At 39.9% G+C, this 16,415-nt stretch carries 17 protein-coding genes and 1 pseudogene; 11 read left to right on the top strand and 7 right to left on the bottom strand.

Features of this window, described 5'->3' with window-relative positions:
* Positions 1-257 precede the first annotated feature (257 nt).
* The gene (locus ASJ81_RS15190) at positions 258-560 is read left to right on the top strand and encodes a DUF1894 domain-containing protein (RefSeq protein WP_095645121.1); all 303 of its coding nucleotides are present in this window, start codon (positions 258-260) and stop codon (positions 558-560) included.
* 92 nt (positions 561-652) lie between these two features.
* Here the strand turns inward: ASJ81_RS15190 and ASJ81_RS15185 are convergent, their stop codons facing one another.
* The 3 genes from ASJ81_RS15185 to ASJ81_RS24680 form a co-directional block, all read right to left on the bottom strand.
* Positions 653-1,216 (bottom strand): hypothetical protein, encoded by a 564-nt coding sequence (locus ASJ81_RS15185; protein ID WP_095645120.1) that lies wholly within the window; start codon positions 1,214-1,216, stop codon positions 653-655.
* 96 nt (positions 1,217-1,312) lie between these two features.
* Complete coding sequence (locus ASJ81_RS15180) at positions 1,313-2,407, bottom strand: hypothetical protein (RefSeq protein ID WP_095645119.1); 1,095 nt, start codon at positions 2,405-2,407, stop codon at positions 1,313-1,315.
* Positions 2,379-2,468 carry a hypothetical protein gene (locus ASJ81_RS24680; protein ID WP_170943338.1) on the bottom strand — a complete coding sequence of 30 codons (90 nt, stop codon included), beginning with the start codon at positions 2,466-2,468 and terminating at the stop codon, positions 2,379-2,381. The genes ASJ81_RS15180 and ASJ81_RS24680 overlap by 29 nt, the downstream gene beginning before the upstream one ends.
* 295 nt (positions 2,469-2,763) lie before the next feature.
* Here ASJ81_RS24680 and ASJ81_RS15175 point away from each other — a divergent pair, with 295 nt between their 5' ends.
* From ASJ81_RS15175 to hisC, 4 genes are all read left to right on the top strand, one after another.
* The gene (locus ASJ81_RS15175; RefSeq protein ID WP_095645118.1) at positions 2,764-3,246 is read left to right on the top strand and encodes a PUA domain-containing protein; all 483 of its coding nucleotides are present in this window, start codon (positions 2,764-2,766) and stop codon (positions 3,244-3,246) included.
* A gap of 431 nt (positions 3,247-3,677) precedes the next feature.
* Entirely contained in the window at positions 3,678-4,841 is a 1,164-nt protein-coding gene (locus ASJ81_RS15170) for a hypothetical protein (RefSeq protein WP_095645117.1), read from the top strand.
* A gap of 511 nt (positions 4,842-5,352) precedes the next feature.
* On the top strand, positions 5,353-6,564 hold the full coding sequence (locus ASJ81_RS15165; protein ID WP_095645116.1) for an acetylornithine transaminase: 1,212 nt from the start codon (positions 5,353-5,355) through the stop codon (positions 6,562-6,564).
* A complete protein-coding gene (gene hisC / locus ASJ81_RS15160; protein WP_095645115.1) occupies positions 6,545-7,645 on the top strand; it encodes a histidinol-phosphate transaminase in 1,101 nt (366 codons plus the stop codon). The genes ASJ81_RS15165 and hisC overlap by 20 nt, the downstream gene beginning before the upstream one ends.
* A gap of 159 nt (positions 7,646-7,804) precedes the next feature.
* Here hisC and ASJ81_RS15155 read toward each other — a convergent pair whose 3' ends face one another.
* Genes ASJ81_RS15155 through artA form a run of 4 tightly spaced genes read right to left on the bottom strand, consistent with a single transcriptional unit; the run spans position 7,805 to position 10,516 of the window.
* Positions 7,805-8,200: a dihydroneopterin aldolase family protein gene (locus ASJ81_RS15155; RefSeq protein WP_095645114.1), complete on the bottom strand. Its 396-nt coding sequence runs from the start codon at positions 8,198-8,200 to the stop codon at positions 7,805-7,807.
* 26 nt (positions 8,201-8,226) lie between these two features.
* Entirely contained in the window at positions 8,227-9,015 is a 789-nt protein-coding gene (locus ASJ81_RS15150; protein ID WP_095645113.1) for an archaetidylserine synthase, read from the bottom strand.
* 2 nt (positions 9,016-9,017) lie between these two features.
* Positions 9,018-9,641, bottom strand: a complete 624-nt coding sequence (locus ASJ81_RS15145) for a phosphatidylserine decarboxylase (protein ID WP_095645112.1) — start codon at positions 9,639-9,641, stop codon at positions 9,018-9,020.
* 5 nt (positions 9,642-9,646) lie between these two features.
* Positions 9,647-10,516, bottom strand: a complete 870-nt coding sequence (gene artA, locus ASJ81_RS15140; protein WP_095645111.1) for an archaeosortase A — start codon at positions 10,514-10,516, stop codon at positions 9,647-9,649.
* Between the two features lie 766 nt (positions 10,517-11,282).
* Between artA and ASJ81_RS15135 the strand changes: the two genes are divergently transcribed.
* The 6 genes and pseudogenes from ASJ81_RS15135 to gatC all read left to right on the top strand — a co-directional run bounded on the left by ASJ81_RS15135 (position 11,283) and on the right by gatC (position 16,413).
* Positions 11,283-11,699, top strand: a complete 417-nt coding sequence (locus tag ASJ81_RS15135; RefSeq protein ID WP_095645122.1) for an NUDIX domain-containing protein — start codon at positions 11,283-11,285, stop codon at positions 11,697-11,699.
* On the top strand, positions 11,677-11,991 hold the full coding sequence (locus ASJ81_RS15130) for a transcription factor S (protein WP_048108514.1): 315 nt from the start codon (positions 11,677-11,679) through the stop codon (positions 11,989-11,991). Before ASJ81_RS15135 ends, ASJ81_RS15130 begins: the two co-directional genes overlap by 23 nt.
* 298 nt (positions 11,992-12,289) lie before the next feature.
* Positions 12,290-13,027, top strand: coding sequence for a DNA polymerase sliding clamp (locus tag ASJ81_RS15125; protein WP_095645110.1), 738 nt, complete (start codon positions 12,290-12,292; stop codon positions 13,025-13,027).
* A gap of 1 nt (position 13,028) precedes the next feature.
* Positions 13,029-14,126 (top strand): DNA primase regulatory subunit PriL, encoded by a 1,098-nt coding sequence (gene priL / locus ASJ81_RS15120; RefSeq protein WP_095645109.1) that lies wholly within the window; start codon positions 13,029-13,031, stop codon positions 14,124-14,126.
* A gap of 498 nt (positions 14,127-14,624) precedes the next feature.
* Positions 14,625-15,790 (top strand): annotated as a pseudogene (locus tag ASJ81_RS15115) (Coenzyme F420 hydrogenase/dehydrogenase, beta subunit C-terminal domain).
* A 341-nt stretch (positions 15,791-16,131) separates the two neighbouring features.
* A complete protein-coding gene (gene gatC, locus ASJ81_RS15110; protein WP_095645108.1) occupies positions 16,132-16,413 on the top strand; it encodes an Asp-tRNA(Asn)/Glu-tRNA(Gln) amidotransferase subunit GatC in 282 nt (93 codons plus the stop codon).
* Positions 16,414-16,415: the final 2 nt, after the last annotated feature.

Raw genomic sequence — 16,415 nt, 5'->3', positions numbered from 1 at the left:
CCCAAATGGAAAGGGCAGCATTAAAGCAATTCATGACATAACTTCTTGTCGCACGGTATAAAAATACTCTCAAGTACTTCCGTTTGTGTATGTCTGTTATTCAGAGAATTTAATATCCATTTTTCAAAATGAATTGTCTCTTATACCATCCACTCATAGTTTTAACTTGTGAATTAAACTAGCGGTCATTTGAAACAGGGGCAACTAACAGAATATTTCTGGATATATATAAAGAAAAAATAACAAAAGGTACAAAAATGGTATGTTTAAGCGAGTATAACTATGAGATTCTCCTGAAAAATACAACCCTCAAAGAGTGTGAAAAATTTATAATGGAAATTTCAGAGAATGTATACCTTGTACCTGGTGGGTACAAAGTAAAAGAGCTCATGCTCATGGGTACAGCTTCCCCCGTTGGCTTTTCAGGGAGCGATATTATATTCCAATTCACAAAGCCCTGCTTCGGCTTATTTGTAATCAAACTAAAAAACGAAACCGAAGAAATAAAGAGGCTCAGTAACCAGTACAAAAAGGACAAAAATGTAAAAAAGATCAAATGAAGAATAAAAGCAATTATGCCTGTAGCTGTTTACTTTTCCCTAAAAATTTTCTTTCTGCTTATTTCTGATTTTTTACTTTAATTCTTCTTTTTTCAGGCTTTTACCTTTTTTGTACATGCAACCCTGCACTCAAAGAATCCGGCTGAGGGGAGCTCATGTATTGTGGTTGCAACGACCATACCTTCTCCAATTTCTTTTACGACCATTATAGGTCTGCCCCTGTCATCAGTTAATACCACATCAGCGTCGGTTTCCGCGAAGTAACCGTCACATCCGACAGGAGGGGCAATATCCACAAGTTTCTGAGCCTCGTGCTTACCCACAGATTGAGGCGTGCATGAATTTTCTTCCATTACATATTTCAGAGAAAAAGGAAGCCACTCATATTCGTATTCCGGGATAAGAGGACTGAAAACAAGAAGAGTCCCACCTTTTGTCACAAATTTTTCAAGGGAGCGTTGACCGTGTTTAAGTCCTACACCTGTTTTTGTATACTGTTTATTTGCAAAACCTGTCGGCAAAATCAGAACCTTGCAGGCAGGAAGATAAGGAGTACCAAGGGACGTTGAGAGAACACGAGTACATTCAAGCCCATATTCCACAAACAGTTTTTCAAAGAGAAGAGGGCAGTCCCAGAGCAAAATTACGTCACTCATAAAAAAGGATAGGAGAATCCCACATATGAATTTATCTATCTTACTGAATGTTAGAGAATAAAGAAAGTAGGGGTCAATGTCAGTGTTCGAGATTCATTATTCCGGACAAGTATTGGATGAAACAAGGTTTTTTCCAAACTCAAACAGAATCATATGAGGGCTAGTGGTGACTTTAAAAGAGTGGTTAATTGACTTGAAAACATTAGAATAATATTTTGTAATAGATTCACATACTTTTCTTTCAGAGTAATCGTGAATTAGTTTCACATATTCCCTGTTCTTTTCCGTGCAGATTTCTATATCACTTCCTATTCTGTCCGTGAGATAAATTTCTTTAAAAATAATTATATGCTCGGCAAGGGTAAAAGCCGCAGGAGGCTTGCCTGTAATCAACTCAAAATTTCTTCTCAATTCAGCTATGGACGGAAGATCTCCTGAAACAAAAGCTTCGAAAGTCTTTCTTTGCATGCTAAGCCGCTGGTAATTTTGCTGCCTGTGGGTTTTGATAAGATTCTTCCAGAACTCCGGTTTTTTTTGAATTTCCTGGAAAGTACTTTCCATACAACCAAAATGTTCCTCAAACCCTTTAGGAACTTTTTGAAACTCAAGAAACTCGAACCTTTTAAAGTAGATTTTTGTTACGTTTGATTTGCAGAATAGACCCTGAACATCCAGCTTCATCTGTTTTGCCAGATAAAGAGCCAGGCTGTGAGCCATAATTTCCCTGAAGCAGGAATTTCCATTTAAGAGGGTAAGACTTGCAGTTTCCGGCTCTGAACCCTGACTGCACTCCGCATCAACCTTAATTTTCCAGCCCATTTTTTCATTGAGCGAGTTTATATAACTGACAAGCTCAGGGATTTCTTTAATTTTATAAGGGTTAATTATTTCATATATAGTTGATTCGTCAATCAGTAACCCGGAAGTGTTATTAATAAGCCATTCAAGTAGAGTATGATGAACAAGAAGGAATTCCTCGTTTTCAATCAACCCGTTGCGAAACTCTGCATTTTGTGAGACCTTACTTGAAGCTTTTTCTCCATTTTCACCAGTTCTTCCAGCTAGAGCAAGAGAGGCAGTTTCGATAGCATTCCTTATTGCCGCACTTAAATTTCCGTTATTTTTTTCCAGAAAGGGCTTTAATTTATCCACGTAACACTGATCAATAGAGATATTTTTTCGGACTATCAAGCGGATTCCCTCTCCTGCCTTTTTGAGACTGTAAGCAGCTCAAAGTTCTTGATATATGCATATTTCCATTTTCGTAAACCCAATAATAGATTGTCGCTTCTACTTCTTAATATTTTTGCTAGATAGAACAATGAAAAAATCAATGCTAAAATAAATAAAGTTTAACAGTTTACTGAAAAAAACAATTGCATTAGAAGGAAAAGTGAAAATAAAAATAAAAATAAGTAAAACCGAGATGTAAGGATAATTAACTAAAAATATATAATATGTTATAAAATTAAAAGATGTAGAAGTGCATTCCCGAAAAATCAAGATAACCGGAACGGCTTTAAGGTCTGCATATATTACGTACTTCTATGAATTATGACACCGAAAGACTTGCCAGAGTCCGCATGATAGCAGACTACCAGTTTGGGAAAGGTATCGGAAAAGAACTTTTTCCTGAAAACTCAACATTCCAGTTATCCAGGACAAAAAGAGTACGTCAGGTCTTAAACTCCGGAAAGCGTATAGCTACAGCAAGAGCAAAGGATGGTTTTTTCACCCTCAGTATTGAAGGAGCTTCCATCGTCCACAGGCTTTTACCAGAAAAAAAGCTCAGGGTCATTGTCTCAGAAGAAGCTGCTCCTTTTGTAGAGAAAGGTAAAACTGCTTTTATAAAACATGTAGTTGAAATTGATCCAGAACTGAGGGCCGGAGAAGAAGTACTGGTGACGGATGAAACTGACAGACTGCTCGCAACAGGACAACTGCTTCTATCCCCTGCAGAGATCCTGGCTTTTAACAGTGGAGCAGCCGTGGATATAAGAGTAGGAGTAGCTTCAAAAAAAGAGAAGTGAACCTAGAAAAAGAGAAGTGAACCTAGAAAAAGAGAAGTGAACCTAGAAACTCTTAAAACTTATGGATATAAAAAGAGACATCGAAAAAGGGAAATGTGTTAAATTTTATGATACAATCTGAATTTTTAAAATTTTACACAAATTTACATATAGTTAAATATGGTATAAAACGCTACTTATATTGCTCAAATATTCTTATAGTGAAAGATAAAATGAATAAGAATATATTATAGATAGTAATTTTTGAATGATTAACTTTAGAAGAACGGATTTTTAAAAGGCAACCTCAATCCTGAGTTCAAATTTAAATAAGTAAAAGTTTCAAAAATGAAGTTTCAAGAAATGAAGTTTCAAAAATGAAAGATCAAAAATGAAAGATCAAAAAATAAAGTTTTAAGAAATAAAGCCAAATAATAGCAGTTTCCCGGAGAGTGAGCAATATTTCAGAGTCAGAAGAGATTCTAAAATACTTCCTGGTTCCAGATAACACCAGAATCGAAGCAAACATAATTACAGTTGAGGGAGACGTTGTTGTCGGCAATCACTCTAATATTGAATACAGCCTGATAGGCGATACTGTTATAATGGGAGAAGGGGTGGCCGTCTCAGGGGATATTGCAGCAAGTAGCGATATCAGGATTGACATGTGGTCAAAACTGGGGAACAGAGTAGAGGTCGGAGGAAACGCCTACCTGGGAGAATTTGTAACCATTGACGGAAAACTGCTTGTACAGGGAGACCTGGACGTAGGAAAAGAAGTTAAAATCAGGGGAGGATTCGAAGCCAAGGGATGGATAGTAGTAAGGAATCCGATTCCTGTAATAATTTTTCTATTCCTTTACATAAAGGAAATGATGCGCCTCGGGAAAGGCGAGGAAATTGAAAAAGCCGTAGAAGAACTTTTTGATGATTCTGAGGACATACAGAGCTTTGAAGGAAAAGAACCCGCTGAAAAAGTGCTGATCATACCAGCCGGCTCAAAGCTTTCCCACGATACTATTGAGGTTGATGGTGAAACCGTTATAGGAAACAACTGCCTGTTAACAGGAAATATTCGGGCGCAGGCTGTCACTACAGGGGAAAAACTGACTCTAAAGGGAAGCATTTACTCAGAAGGCAAAATCTTCATTGGGGAAAATAACACTGTCTATGGCAATCTCTATTCAAAAGGAGATGTACAGATTGGCAGGAACAGTCGAGTTTTCGGAGGAATAAAATCCAACTCGGTCTTACTGCTTGAAAACGCGAGAGTAGATGGTACAATAAAAGCCCCTTCAGGAGTATCTTTCTTAAGAGACGCTGCAGAAATGCCTGTTCTTGCAGAGGTCAATGCTTTAGGGAAATTAATTATGAGCGAAACTCATGAGTTGCCCGAAAATGAAACTAAGGATGAAACTAAGAGTGAGCCACAGGGTGAAACCGTAAAACCTCTGAATTTGATAGAAATTGGTTTACCTCTCGACCTGAATGCCAAAGCCAGGAATATTTTCGTGCCTGGTAGAAAAAGAAGAACTGCCAGAACACGGGCCTTAGAAAGAACCACACGCTTCACAGGAGCCAGGACTTACAGAAAAGAACAGAAGTCCGGAGAGTAATTTGAGAGTAATTACTCCGGTTTGAGCCCTTTTGCATGCCTTTGAAACCCAGAAAAACCCGGAGTTCGCCGACTCCTACTCTGAATTTTAGTCCAGGATATAGCAAACCTTATCCATAAGTTAACTAATGCTTCATGGAGAAAGAATTGAAGAAAAAATTTCTTTTTTTGAGAAGGATCAGTAACATTCATAGGGGATCAAGGATCTATCTGAGTTTTGGAGATAGCAGAGCAGAACTCGACTCTGATAATTAACTGTAAACTTTTTGAAACCTCAAAAAATGCACTCAAAAATCTTAATATCTTAATAATACATTCATTTTGAGTTATTCGGTCTCCAAATTTAGATATGACTCAAAAATACTATAAATTAAATTCAAAACACCTAGAATTAAATTCAAAATACCTAGAATTAATTCAAAGCACCTAGAGTTAAATTTAAAATATTCCAGACTTTACTCGTTGAACTTTCCGACCAGTTTAAAAGGAACAAGTTTCATGAAGGGATCCAATTGACAGAGAATTTTATAGGGCCTGAAAATCTACAGGTTACAGAGCCTGAGAATTTACAGGCAAAATACGCCTCAATTATAGAAAAAGATTCAAAATATGTAATGCAGACTTATGGGCGTCAGCCCCTTGTACTTTCAGAAGGAAAGGGGGCGGTTGTCCGGGATATTTACGGAAAGGAATATATTGACTGTGTAGCAGGGATTGCAGTAAACAATGTTGGGCACTGCCACCCAGCTGTAATCAGGGCAATCCAGGCTCAGACTGAGAAGCTGCTGCACGTCTCTAACCTTTATTACACAGAGATTCAGGCTGAACTTGCAGAAGCCCTTGTCTCGGTTACAGGAATGGGACGTGTTTTTTTCTGTAACTCAGGAGCTGAGGCTGTGGAGGCTGCAATGAAACTGGCCCGCATGGCTTCCGGGAAAAGTGCCTTTGTAGCTGCTGAACACTCCTTCCACGGCAGGACTATAGGAGCGCTCAGTGTAACCCACAAGAGCATATACAGGGACCCTTTCATGCCTCCTGTGAGTTCCGAGACTACTTTTGTCCCGTACTCCAATGCTGATGCTGTCAGGCAGGCTATTTCGGTAAACACGGCAGCTGTGATTCTTGAACCCATTCAGGGAGAAGGTGGGGTTAACATCCCTAATCCCGAGTACCTCAAAGAGGTCAGGGAAATCTGTGACGAAACCGGAACTTTCCTTATCTTTGATGAGGTGCAGACAGGCTTTGGAAGGACAGGCACATGGTTCTGTAAAGACCATTTTGGCGTGGAACCCGATATCATGAGCATGGCAAAAGCAATCGGGGGAGGCTTTCCAATGGGCGCTATCGCGGCAAGGGACGGACTAAGCTTTGAGCGTGGACAGCATGCTTCTACTTTCGGAGGTGGGCCACTTGCCTGCGCAGCTGCACTTGCTTCGATTGAGGTAATTAGGGAAGAAGGACTCCTTAAACGCTCAAAAGATAACGGGGCTTATTTCATGGGAAAGCTCAAGAATATGGAAAGGGGAGATGTTGTAGAAGTCCGTGGAAAAGGACTCATGATAGGAGTTGAGATAAACCATCCCTGTAGCCAATTCATTGATTTTGCAAGGGAATATGGAGTGCTCGTAAATTGCACATCGGACTCGGTGCTCCGTCTTGTTCCTCCACTTGTAATTACAAAAGATCAGATTGATACGGTAGTTGATGTTCTTGAGCAGGCCTGAACTGATAAAAAAAGAGATCTTTGATATCGCAGAGTACGTTCCAGGGAAATCTATTGAAGAAATCGTTTCTGCCTACGGTCTTGAACCGACTTCAATTATCAAACTCGGCTCAAACGAAAACCCACTCGGACCCTCTCCAAAGGCCATTCAGGCCCTGGTAAACGTAGCTTCCTATGCAAATATTTATCCCTCAGCAGACGCGATCGAACTCAGAGAAGCTCTCTCGAAATACACAGGTTTTCCGGTTTCAAACCTCATAGCCTCAGGGCCAGGAATGGACGGACTACTTGACGGGGTTTGCAGGCTGGTTATTGAAAGAGGAGACGAGGTCATTATCCCTACTCCTACTTTTGCCTATTATGAGCTTCCGGCAAGGGCATGTGGAGGAAAGCCGGTCTTTGTCAGGAGAAAACAGGACTTCTCAATAGATCCTGAAAAGATTCTGGAGGCCGCATCCGGAAGGACAAAGATAATCTTTCTATGCTCCCCCAATAACCCCTCAGGCAACCTCCTTCCAGAAAATGATCTGAGAAAAATACTTGAAACTACCAGGGCTCTTGTGTTCGTTGACGAAGCATATGTCGAATTTGCGGACAGAAACCTTGCAGGGCTTGTAAGAGAATACGACAATCTTGTTGTGGGTAGAACTTTTTCAAAAGTGTTTGGACTTGCAGGTCTTCGCCTGGGCTATGGAATCATGCCTGAATGGCTGGCAAAAGAGTACATAAGAGCAGCAACTCCGTTTTCGGTAAGTCTTCCGGCTTTAAAAGCAGGAGTTGCTGCCCTTTCAGACACCGAACACCGTAAAAAGAGCATAGATCTCGCAAGAAAAGGCAGAGAATACCTGAAAGAAAAAATTCCTTTTAAGGTGTATCCCTCGCAGGCAAACTTCGTACTTGTAGATGTTGCCCCTTTAAAAGCAAAAGCTGTTACACAGAACCTCATGAAAAAAGGAATTATTGTACGTTCCTGTGATTCCTTCAGGGACGCTGGAGATAGTTTTATCAGGGTAACTGTCGGGACTCCGGAACAGAATGAAATAATTGTCAGGGCTTTTGAAGCTGTAAAGAACGAGGTTTAAGAGCCTCAGTTCTCTAATGTTCAAATTATTATTTTTCAATTTTACTTTAATTCTGTATTTATTTTAAATTCTACTTTCTAAGTCCACATTTTAGAGGCTATTTATTTCAAATATTTGTTTATGTTTATTTACATTTATTTACTTTTATTTACTTTTATTTCAAACGTTTATTTCTTCGATTTTTAGAATTTTCATTAACGGATAGTTTAGTTCAGGGTCATATTCCATTCCAACTTTTATCCTTGAAGAGCCATATTTTACAGTTATTTTTACTTTAAGCATAGGCCCCTGAAGTTCAGAATAACCAAACTCGTTGTTCAGCTTACTTTTCAGCATATCCCTATCGATTTTTACTGAGATATCTTCTACATAGGGCTGGACTGAAATGCTTTCCTGAATAGCTTGCTCAAGGCTTGAAACAGTACTCAAATTTACAGGAGAGCCAGTAAATTGATGATACAGAGCTCCGAGTTTAATTCCTGCCTCAAAGAGTGCGTTATCTCTGTCAATTGCTTTTTCTTGAACCAAACAAATCACTTCCTTCTGGAAATCCATTAATGAGTGTCTTGGACAAGTTAGTTTTACTGTTTTTCTTTTCTGGCACTAAATTCTTTATTTCGATATTCCTTACTACCCAGATTACTTAATAGAGGGACCTTGAAAAAAGGAGAAAAGATGTACATCAACATCAGGATAAAAGGCAGGACTGAGAAGATTCGCATATATTCGATATTGTACAGATAGAGAAGCATAGTTATACCAAAAATGGAAGCTACAAAAGCTAGAATCCTGACGTTCCTGATCTTCGGATAATTCACCGAACTCACCATAAGAATAGATAGACAAAGGGTAAGTGCTAGAAGGAAGTCTATCTTGACAAGATCTTCACTTAATAGCATGTATGTAACAAGCATAACGCAGCCTGCAGTTATGGGAAGTCCCTCAAATCCGGTTTTACTGGAGGCCATGGAATTAAAGCGTGCAAGCCTGAGTACACCGCAGATAGCGTAGAAAACCGGAAATACAGCAACAAGAGGGTCTGGATCTCCGACAAGAGGGTTTATTTGCCCGAACTGCAAGTATATTAAAAGAGCGGGAGCCACCCCAAAAGAAACTGCATCTGCCAGAGAATCAAGTTGTTCCCCGAGTTCTCCTCCTTTAAATCGTCTGGCAATGTACCCGTCCGCCCCATCTGCAATTGCTGCAATAAGAAGTAAGATCAAAGCCAGAACAAATCCATTATGGGCTGCAGTTTGAGATATAGCAGCCTGGATTGTAGCCTGAGCAGCTACCGCAATTGAACTGATTCCGCAGATAAGGTTCAAAAGAGAGACCAGGTCCGGGAGTCTTAACATTTGAAATACGTTCATGTTCAAAAGTCCCTTTCATTTTTTGTTATTGCTATAATGGTTTTGCCTGCAAGTACCCGTTCTCCTTTCCGTACTATGATCTCAAAGTCATGAGGGATCGTTACATCAACCCTTGATCCGAAGCGAATCATTCCAATTCGCTGTCCCTGCTCGATTATATCATTTACTTGAGAATAAGAGACGATTCTTCTGGCAATTGTGCCTGCAATCTGCGTGACACTAACGTCACCATACTTGCTGTGAATAATAAACTCATTTCTCTCGTTTCTTTCAGAGTCTTTCCAGTAAGCAGGAAGATATCCACCTTTTTTGTAAGTAATTTGCTTAATCTTTCCCGAAATCGGAGCTCTATTTACATGTACGTTCTGGAGAAACATAAAAATACAAATTTTCCGGCCTCGAATATCTATGACAGTGCCATCGGCCGGGGAAATCATATAAGTGTCCGAAACTTCAACCTTTCTTTCTGGATCTCTAAAAAAAAGAACCATAAAAAAAGTCAGTGCCATTGCTACATAAGCAATGCAGTTTAAACGAGAGCTGTTCATTGCCCTGGAGAGGACCGCAAATAGTGCAGTTATAGACACAGCTGTAAAAAGCCAGGGTTCTGAACCTTTTGCAAGCATTTACCTTAATCCCCCTCAGACATGCGCAGAAGAGATTTCATTTCTATAGAAAGAATGACCCAGAGGCCATCAATCATTCCGAACAACTCGGGGAGAATCCGGAGTACTGCATATGAAATTACAAAGAGGGCAATGCCTGAACCAGCCTTTGCGATATAGTTATGTGCAATTATAAAACTGTCAGCCCCAAACCATTGTTCTCCATAAGCAACTACCACGAAAATGTCCCTTATAAGATTAAGTATATAAATCACGGGCACTGACACGACAAAAGCCATAGCCAGACGGTTAAGAGGAGCCCTCACTGAACCTATAAGCCCCATAAAGAGAGCAATGCTTTCAATTGCCGTACAAGCGAGAATGATTTCCACTGTGTACCCATTAAGTGATATCATATTCCAGGCTTTCATATACGCCGGAATCTCGAAATAATGAAGAATCCAGAGAACCTGAGAAGTAACACCTCCTATAATCCAGGTGTTCAGAAAGGCGAAATTCGCAAATGGGAAATAAACTAGAGCTCCAAGTGCACTGGCACTTGTAAGCATCGAGGTTATGTCAAGGAAATCAGCCTCATCCTGAGCTGAAAACTTCGAGTGCAGTACTTCTCTATTGTTTCTTATCTTTAGAGGACCTTTTCTGTACTCTAGAAACATGATATACGCTACAAGTAGACAAAACAGAGTTACTACTATTGTTAGTAGCACATTGGCATAGTCCATAATTTTGAGATAATGGAGAGGCTGATAACTCCAGTGGATGGAAAATACACCCCATCCAATCCCTCCAACAAGTTTACGAACCCTTAAGGTTCTGGGGATGACGGATGACGCAACCATTAACCCGACTGCGAGCCAGAGTATACTTTCTATCATTTTTCACGCACCTTTTTTGCCAGAGGTAAAGTTTAGTTCTAAATATTATTCTTGTTTATGAAAGCTAAGAAAGCCTCAGGCAAGTTATGAAGTTTCCGAGAGTGACAAGTTAACTTATATAAAATAATTAATAAATTTTTACATAAATTTTGAATGAGTCGAATTCGTCTATAATCGTTAGTATTTAGGAATTCAAAGCTTATGGATTTTACTTTTCATATTGGTTAGGAAACATAGAACTCTTATCTCTTATCATTGCTTTCAATGTTGATGAAGAGATGTAGAACTATTTACCTCCATCATTATTTTCTATGTTGATGAAGAGATTTAGAACTATTACCTCCATTGCTACTTTTTATACCGATGAAGAGGTAGAATTGTTACCTACATCAATATAATGATATCGAGTAATTGAGCCTTCAAATAAGATAATAGATTCCTATTATAGAAGAATAACGTTACAAACAGAACTTTACAAAAATGTCCTTATTTGTATAAAAAATATAGAGATTGAAGAATTTCAGAAATATGAAAAACTTTTGTTTCGATAAGAGGAAAAACATTTAATAGAAGCAACCGTATAAGGAACTTTTCTGCTCGACAGAAACATGACTTACAATGTCAAAATTGAAATAAGATGAAGAATTTCTACATTATGTACAATAATAATATTATTTTGTTCTGGCGTTCCTGCCGGAAAAGCTAATTCAGAAAGGGATTGGTGGCGGAAAGAGATCTCCCAAAAAGAAAGATGCGAAGGCGTTTTATGAAACCCCAAACTCCTAGTTTAACCGTTGATACCGTGATACTCTTTAAAAATAGGCTTGTGCTTGTGAAGAGAAAAAATCCTCCATATCAGGGAAAATTTGCCCTTCCTGGCGGCTTCGTAGAAATCGGGGAAACTACAGAAAAAGCAGCAGCGAGGGAAGCTTTTGAAGAAACAGGCCTTTCTGTAGAGCTTATCAAACTTGTAGGAGTCTATTCCGACCCGGTCCGCGATCCCAGAGGGCATACTGTTTCAGTATGCTACCTTGCAAAGGGATTCGGAGAACCGGAATCCGGATCTGACGCGGATTCCGTCGATCTTTTTGAGCTTGATTCCATTCCTGAACTGGCTTTTGACCATAATAAAATTATAAACGATGCAAAAAGTGATATTAATGCAGTTCTGTCCCAAATGTAAAAGTATGATGTTTCCTAAAAACGGAAATTTTGAGTGTAGAAAATGCGGAAACATAATACCTATAAAGAGTGATGAAAAAAGCTTTGTTTCGAGAGCCAAGATCGATGATCACGAAATAGTGGTTCTGGAAGGTGAGCAGACTTCAGGCCTGCCGACAACAAGTGCAAAATGCCCAGAATGTGGAAATAATACTGCAGCCTGGTGGCTCAGACAACTTAGGTCGGCTGACGAATCCGAAACCCGCTTCTTCAAGTGTACGAAATGCGGATTCACCTGGAGAGAATACGACTGAGATTTAATTACCTTTCTATTCCCCCTTGAAAAAAGTACATTTCCCGAAAAAATAGATTCATCAGGCTACAGCTTCCTTTCTGCTTTAAACAGAGCCTGAAGCCGTCCTGTTTTCTGACCAAGATTTATATAGTTGCCGGGAGTTTGAATCTAGTGATTTTTCCAGTTATAGAAACCCGTTTGACCGTACTTGGAGAGTTAATTCATTAAATGAACTGGAATTACGGAATCTGTAAAGAAATTTATATATCTCAAGGGTAATAAAGAGTTAGATTTAAATTTATTATTGGAGAAGAAACATGTTTAAGGCAGCAATTAATGCAGAGCTTCTGAAAGACGCGGTTGCCGCACTAGCTGTAATTGTAGATGAGGTCAGATTCAGGATAAAACCAGAAGGTATTTCGGTAAAAGCCGTTGATCCTGCTAACGTTGCAATGGGAATTTTCGAGCTTGGGTCATCTGCTTTCGATGAGTATAACGCTGATGAATGTGAAATCGGAGTCGACCTGAGTAAGATTATGGATCTGCTGGGAATTGCGGATAAGAACGACACAGTCCGGATGGAACTTGAAGAAGGAAATCACAAACTCCTGATTGATGTCGGAGGGCTGTCTTATACACTTTCTCTTCTCGATCCTTCTACAATTCGAGCAGAACCAAGAGTTCCACAGCTTGAATTACCTGCTAAAGTTGTTCTCAACGGTGCAGACCTCAGGCGTGCTGTTAAAGCTGCCGAAAAAATAAGCGACCATATGCTCATGGGAGTTTCTGACGACACATTCTATATGGAAGCAAAAGGCGATACTGACCAGGTTCGTCTCGAGATGGGCAGAGATCAGCTAATCGACCTGAAAGCAGGCGAAGCATGTTCTCTTTTCTCTCTGGACTATCTGACCGATATAGTCAAACCCACAAACAAAGTCAATGAAGTTACTCTCTCCCTTGGAAAAGACTTCCCAATGCTCATAGATTTTGAGATTGCAAACGGTGCAGGAAGGATTTCTTACCTCCTGGCTCCAAGAATTGAGTCGGACTGAAATGGACGAAGAACATATCGCTCTTTACCCATTTGCTTCAGAAGTATCTGCTTATGTAGAAAGCCTTAGAATCTCGTTAGAGAGTTTACTTAATTCTCCAGCTTTCCGGAGATCTCGAGCTCGCGGGATGGAAAGAGTAATGCAGTCCATCGAAGGAGAGATTGAAAAACCACTCATGAAAGACGAAAGCTGGCTTCTTTCCGAAACTCTCTCTTATCCTTTTGCTCAAATTTTAGTTGCTTGCGTGGATGACCAGTTATTCACCAAGCGATATGCACTTAAAGAAGCAGAAGCAGCCTCAAAATGGCTCGAAAAAGAAAGTACTGATTTTTTACTTGAATTTGGGGAGGATTTTGGGATTCAAGCAGAAGTTGAAGACTTACAGTTCAGTATGCATTTTGCAGATTACATACGCTTCTCCTCTTCAATAAGGGAACCCATATGGAAATTAACAAACCGGGAACTTAGATCCGGAATGGTTGTAGTTACGAAAAAAGATTTTGTAAGACTTCTTCAAGAAGCAATCAAAGAAAGAATAGAAAAATCATTTCCCATCCCCCAAATTCCTTCTGAAGTCTCAAGTTTCTGTGCACCTTATGTTGCCGAAATAAAAGACAAGTTTGAGATCCACAAGAAAAAATACGGAACAACGGACTTTGGCACAGTGGAACCCGAACTCTTTCCTCCCTGTATATCCCATGCCCTTGCAAATATACAGGGTGGAGTAAACCTTGCCCATTCTATGCGTTTTGCCACGACTTCCTTCCTGCTTAGCGTAGGAATGTCAGTGGATGAAATTCTTAACCTTTTCAATGTTTCTCCTGATTTTGATGCAGAAGTAACCCTTTACCAGATAGAGCATATTGCAGGCGCAACAGGAAACATATACAAGCCTCCTGCATGTGACACCATGAGAACCTATGGAAACTGCATAGGTAAAGACAGACTGTGTGAAAAAATCAATCATCCTCTGGCTTACTATGAGAAGAAAATATATCTGAAAAATAAAGAGAAAGAAAGGGAAGAAAAGGAAAAAGAAGAGGAAAAGGTAAAACAAGAAGAAAAGGAAGGGGAAAAGGTAAAACAAGAAGAAAAGTAAGAGGAAAAGGAAAAAAAGAAATTTAGTTATCTGATGGTCTTTAATGGACGACCCCATAAAGTATAAAAAGATAAAAAGCCTGAAATAAGGAATATCATAATTATAAAAAATTAGAATAATAAAAAGATTTATATTTTATACTCTTTTAAGACTCAGTACCAAAATCCAGTGATGAATGTAAAATTCAAAATCACTGGATTTTGTAAGTGGTCACAATCCGTTTGATACGACATTGGGGTTGAAGTCTTTAGATATCGAATATTGATCTTGATGAAAACCGGATTCTTCTTTCGAATTCAGATTTTCAATCAAGAAATACAAAAATCACTGGATTTTGGAACAGAATCTCTTTTAATATTAATTACTAACTTGATTGGCATAAGATAAAGAGATAAATAGCCTTTAAGGTTGGCATCAAATTCGTTTGGGAGTCGCGTATTTGATCGCACTTAATGGTATTTCCTGAAATTTTCGTGTAACCTGCATCGGAGGCTTTTAATGCCACTGGATCCTATTTGTAAAAAAATAATATCTGACAATACTGAGTATTTTTCGGATTATGGGGGAAAGAGCTACTATTTCTGCAGTCCCGAATGCAAACAGAAATTCGATGCTCTAGAAAAGAGTGTAATCCGGCTCAAGCGAAATCTTAGCGAGAAAGAGAGAATTTCCTTTGGAAAATTAAAAAAGGACATTATAAAACCAGGCATCTGTACTCTCTGCGGAGCCTGCGCAGCAAGTTGCGAGTATATAACGATAGCGAATGGCGCACCAAAACTGGTAGGCGCCCCTGTAAAGCCTGTGGTGTCTGCTACTACCAGTGTCCGAGAACCATCACCACGGAAGAGGGACTCATAGGGAGCTTCCGCTTCGCATATGCAGCAAGATCTACTATTCCCGAAATAAGGGGACAGGATGGGGGAGTTGTGACGTCTCTGCTTTTGTATGCCCTTGATGAGGGGTTAATTGACTCCGCCGTAGTTACCACCCGCTCAAAAGAAGAGCCCTGGAAACCTGTACCAATAGTTGCGAAAACAAGGGAAGAAATCCTTGAGAGTAGTGGCAGTATCTATTCTCATTCAATGACTCTTGAAGCTCTTATGAGCGCAATTAAACAGGGAATGAACAGGATTGCGTTCGTAGGGACGAGCTGTAATATTGATGCAGTCACTAAAATGCAGAAAAGTTCCTATGGATTTCTACACCTCTTCATGAGAGCAAAGGTTCTCAAACTAGGGCTCTTTTGTATGGACACCTTCTCCTATGAGGGAATTAAAGCAGTACTGGAAAGTTATGGAATCACGCTGGAAAATGTAGATGCCATGAAAATTCGGAAAGGAAAGTTTGAGGTTACTCTGAAAGAAGGAAAACAACAAATCTTTGAACTCAGTGAGTTTGACGAGCATAGGAGCTCTTCCTGTCGTTTCTGTACGGACCTTACTGCTGAAAACTCAGATATCTCTTTTGGAGGAGTTGGCAGCCCCAGAGGCTGGACTACAGTCCTTACCCGTTCAGCTCTTGGATACGAAATCTTCAATGAAGCCGTAGACAATGGCTACATTGAAGCCCGACACCTTGCCGACAACGAACTTGAAAGAGTGCTCAGCCTCGCAAAGATGAAGAAAGTTCAGATGTATGACCTAAACAGAAGACAAAAAAAGTAACTATTTAAGAGATACGTTCGAAAACTAGTGAAAAACTACTCGTTGCCAGAATAAAGTCAATGAAATGGGCCCAATGCTCCCGAAGCATAATTCGGGAAAAGCAGCCTCTAAGCAAATTGAAAACCGGTTTATCTTGACCACAAATTTGCCCTCTTGAGCGAAGCGAAAAGGGCTTCGTGCTCCCGAAGCGAAATTCGGGTAGCGAAAAGGGCACCGTCCTCCCGAGACGGAACTCGGGTGAAGAAACTCGGGATGAACATATATTTATCCCATTAACCTATTTGTATTATGCAGCAACCAACGGTATTTATTCAGGATCATTCTATTTTTGAGGAACTTTCATGATTACAAAAGAAGATGTAGAACACATCGGCTGGCTTGCTCGCATTGAGATCAGCGAACAGGAAACCGTCGAATACATGGAAAAACTTAATTCAGTATTGGGGTACTTCGGACAACTTGACGAGTTGCCGACTAAAGACGTAACTCCCACTTACCACGTGGCTGAAATTTATAACGTGTTCAGGGACGATGTGGTAGAAGAATGTCTCCCGCAGGAGGTTGTTCTTGCAAACACCGAACACAAGCAGGATGGAGCCTTCAGGGTTCCGAAAATAGGCTGAGG

The organism is Methanosarcina spelaei (assembly GCF_002287235.1).
GTDB lineage: Archaea > Halobacteriota > Methanosarcinia > Methanosarcinales > Methanosarcinaceae > Methanosarcina > Methanosarcina spelaei.
This window is presented reverse-complemented; position numbering and strand designations above follow the sequence as displayed.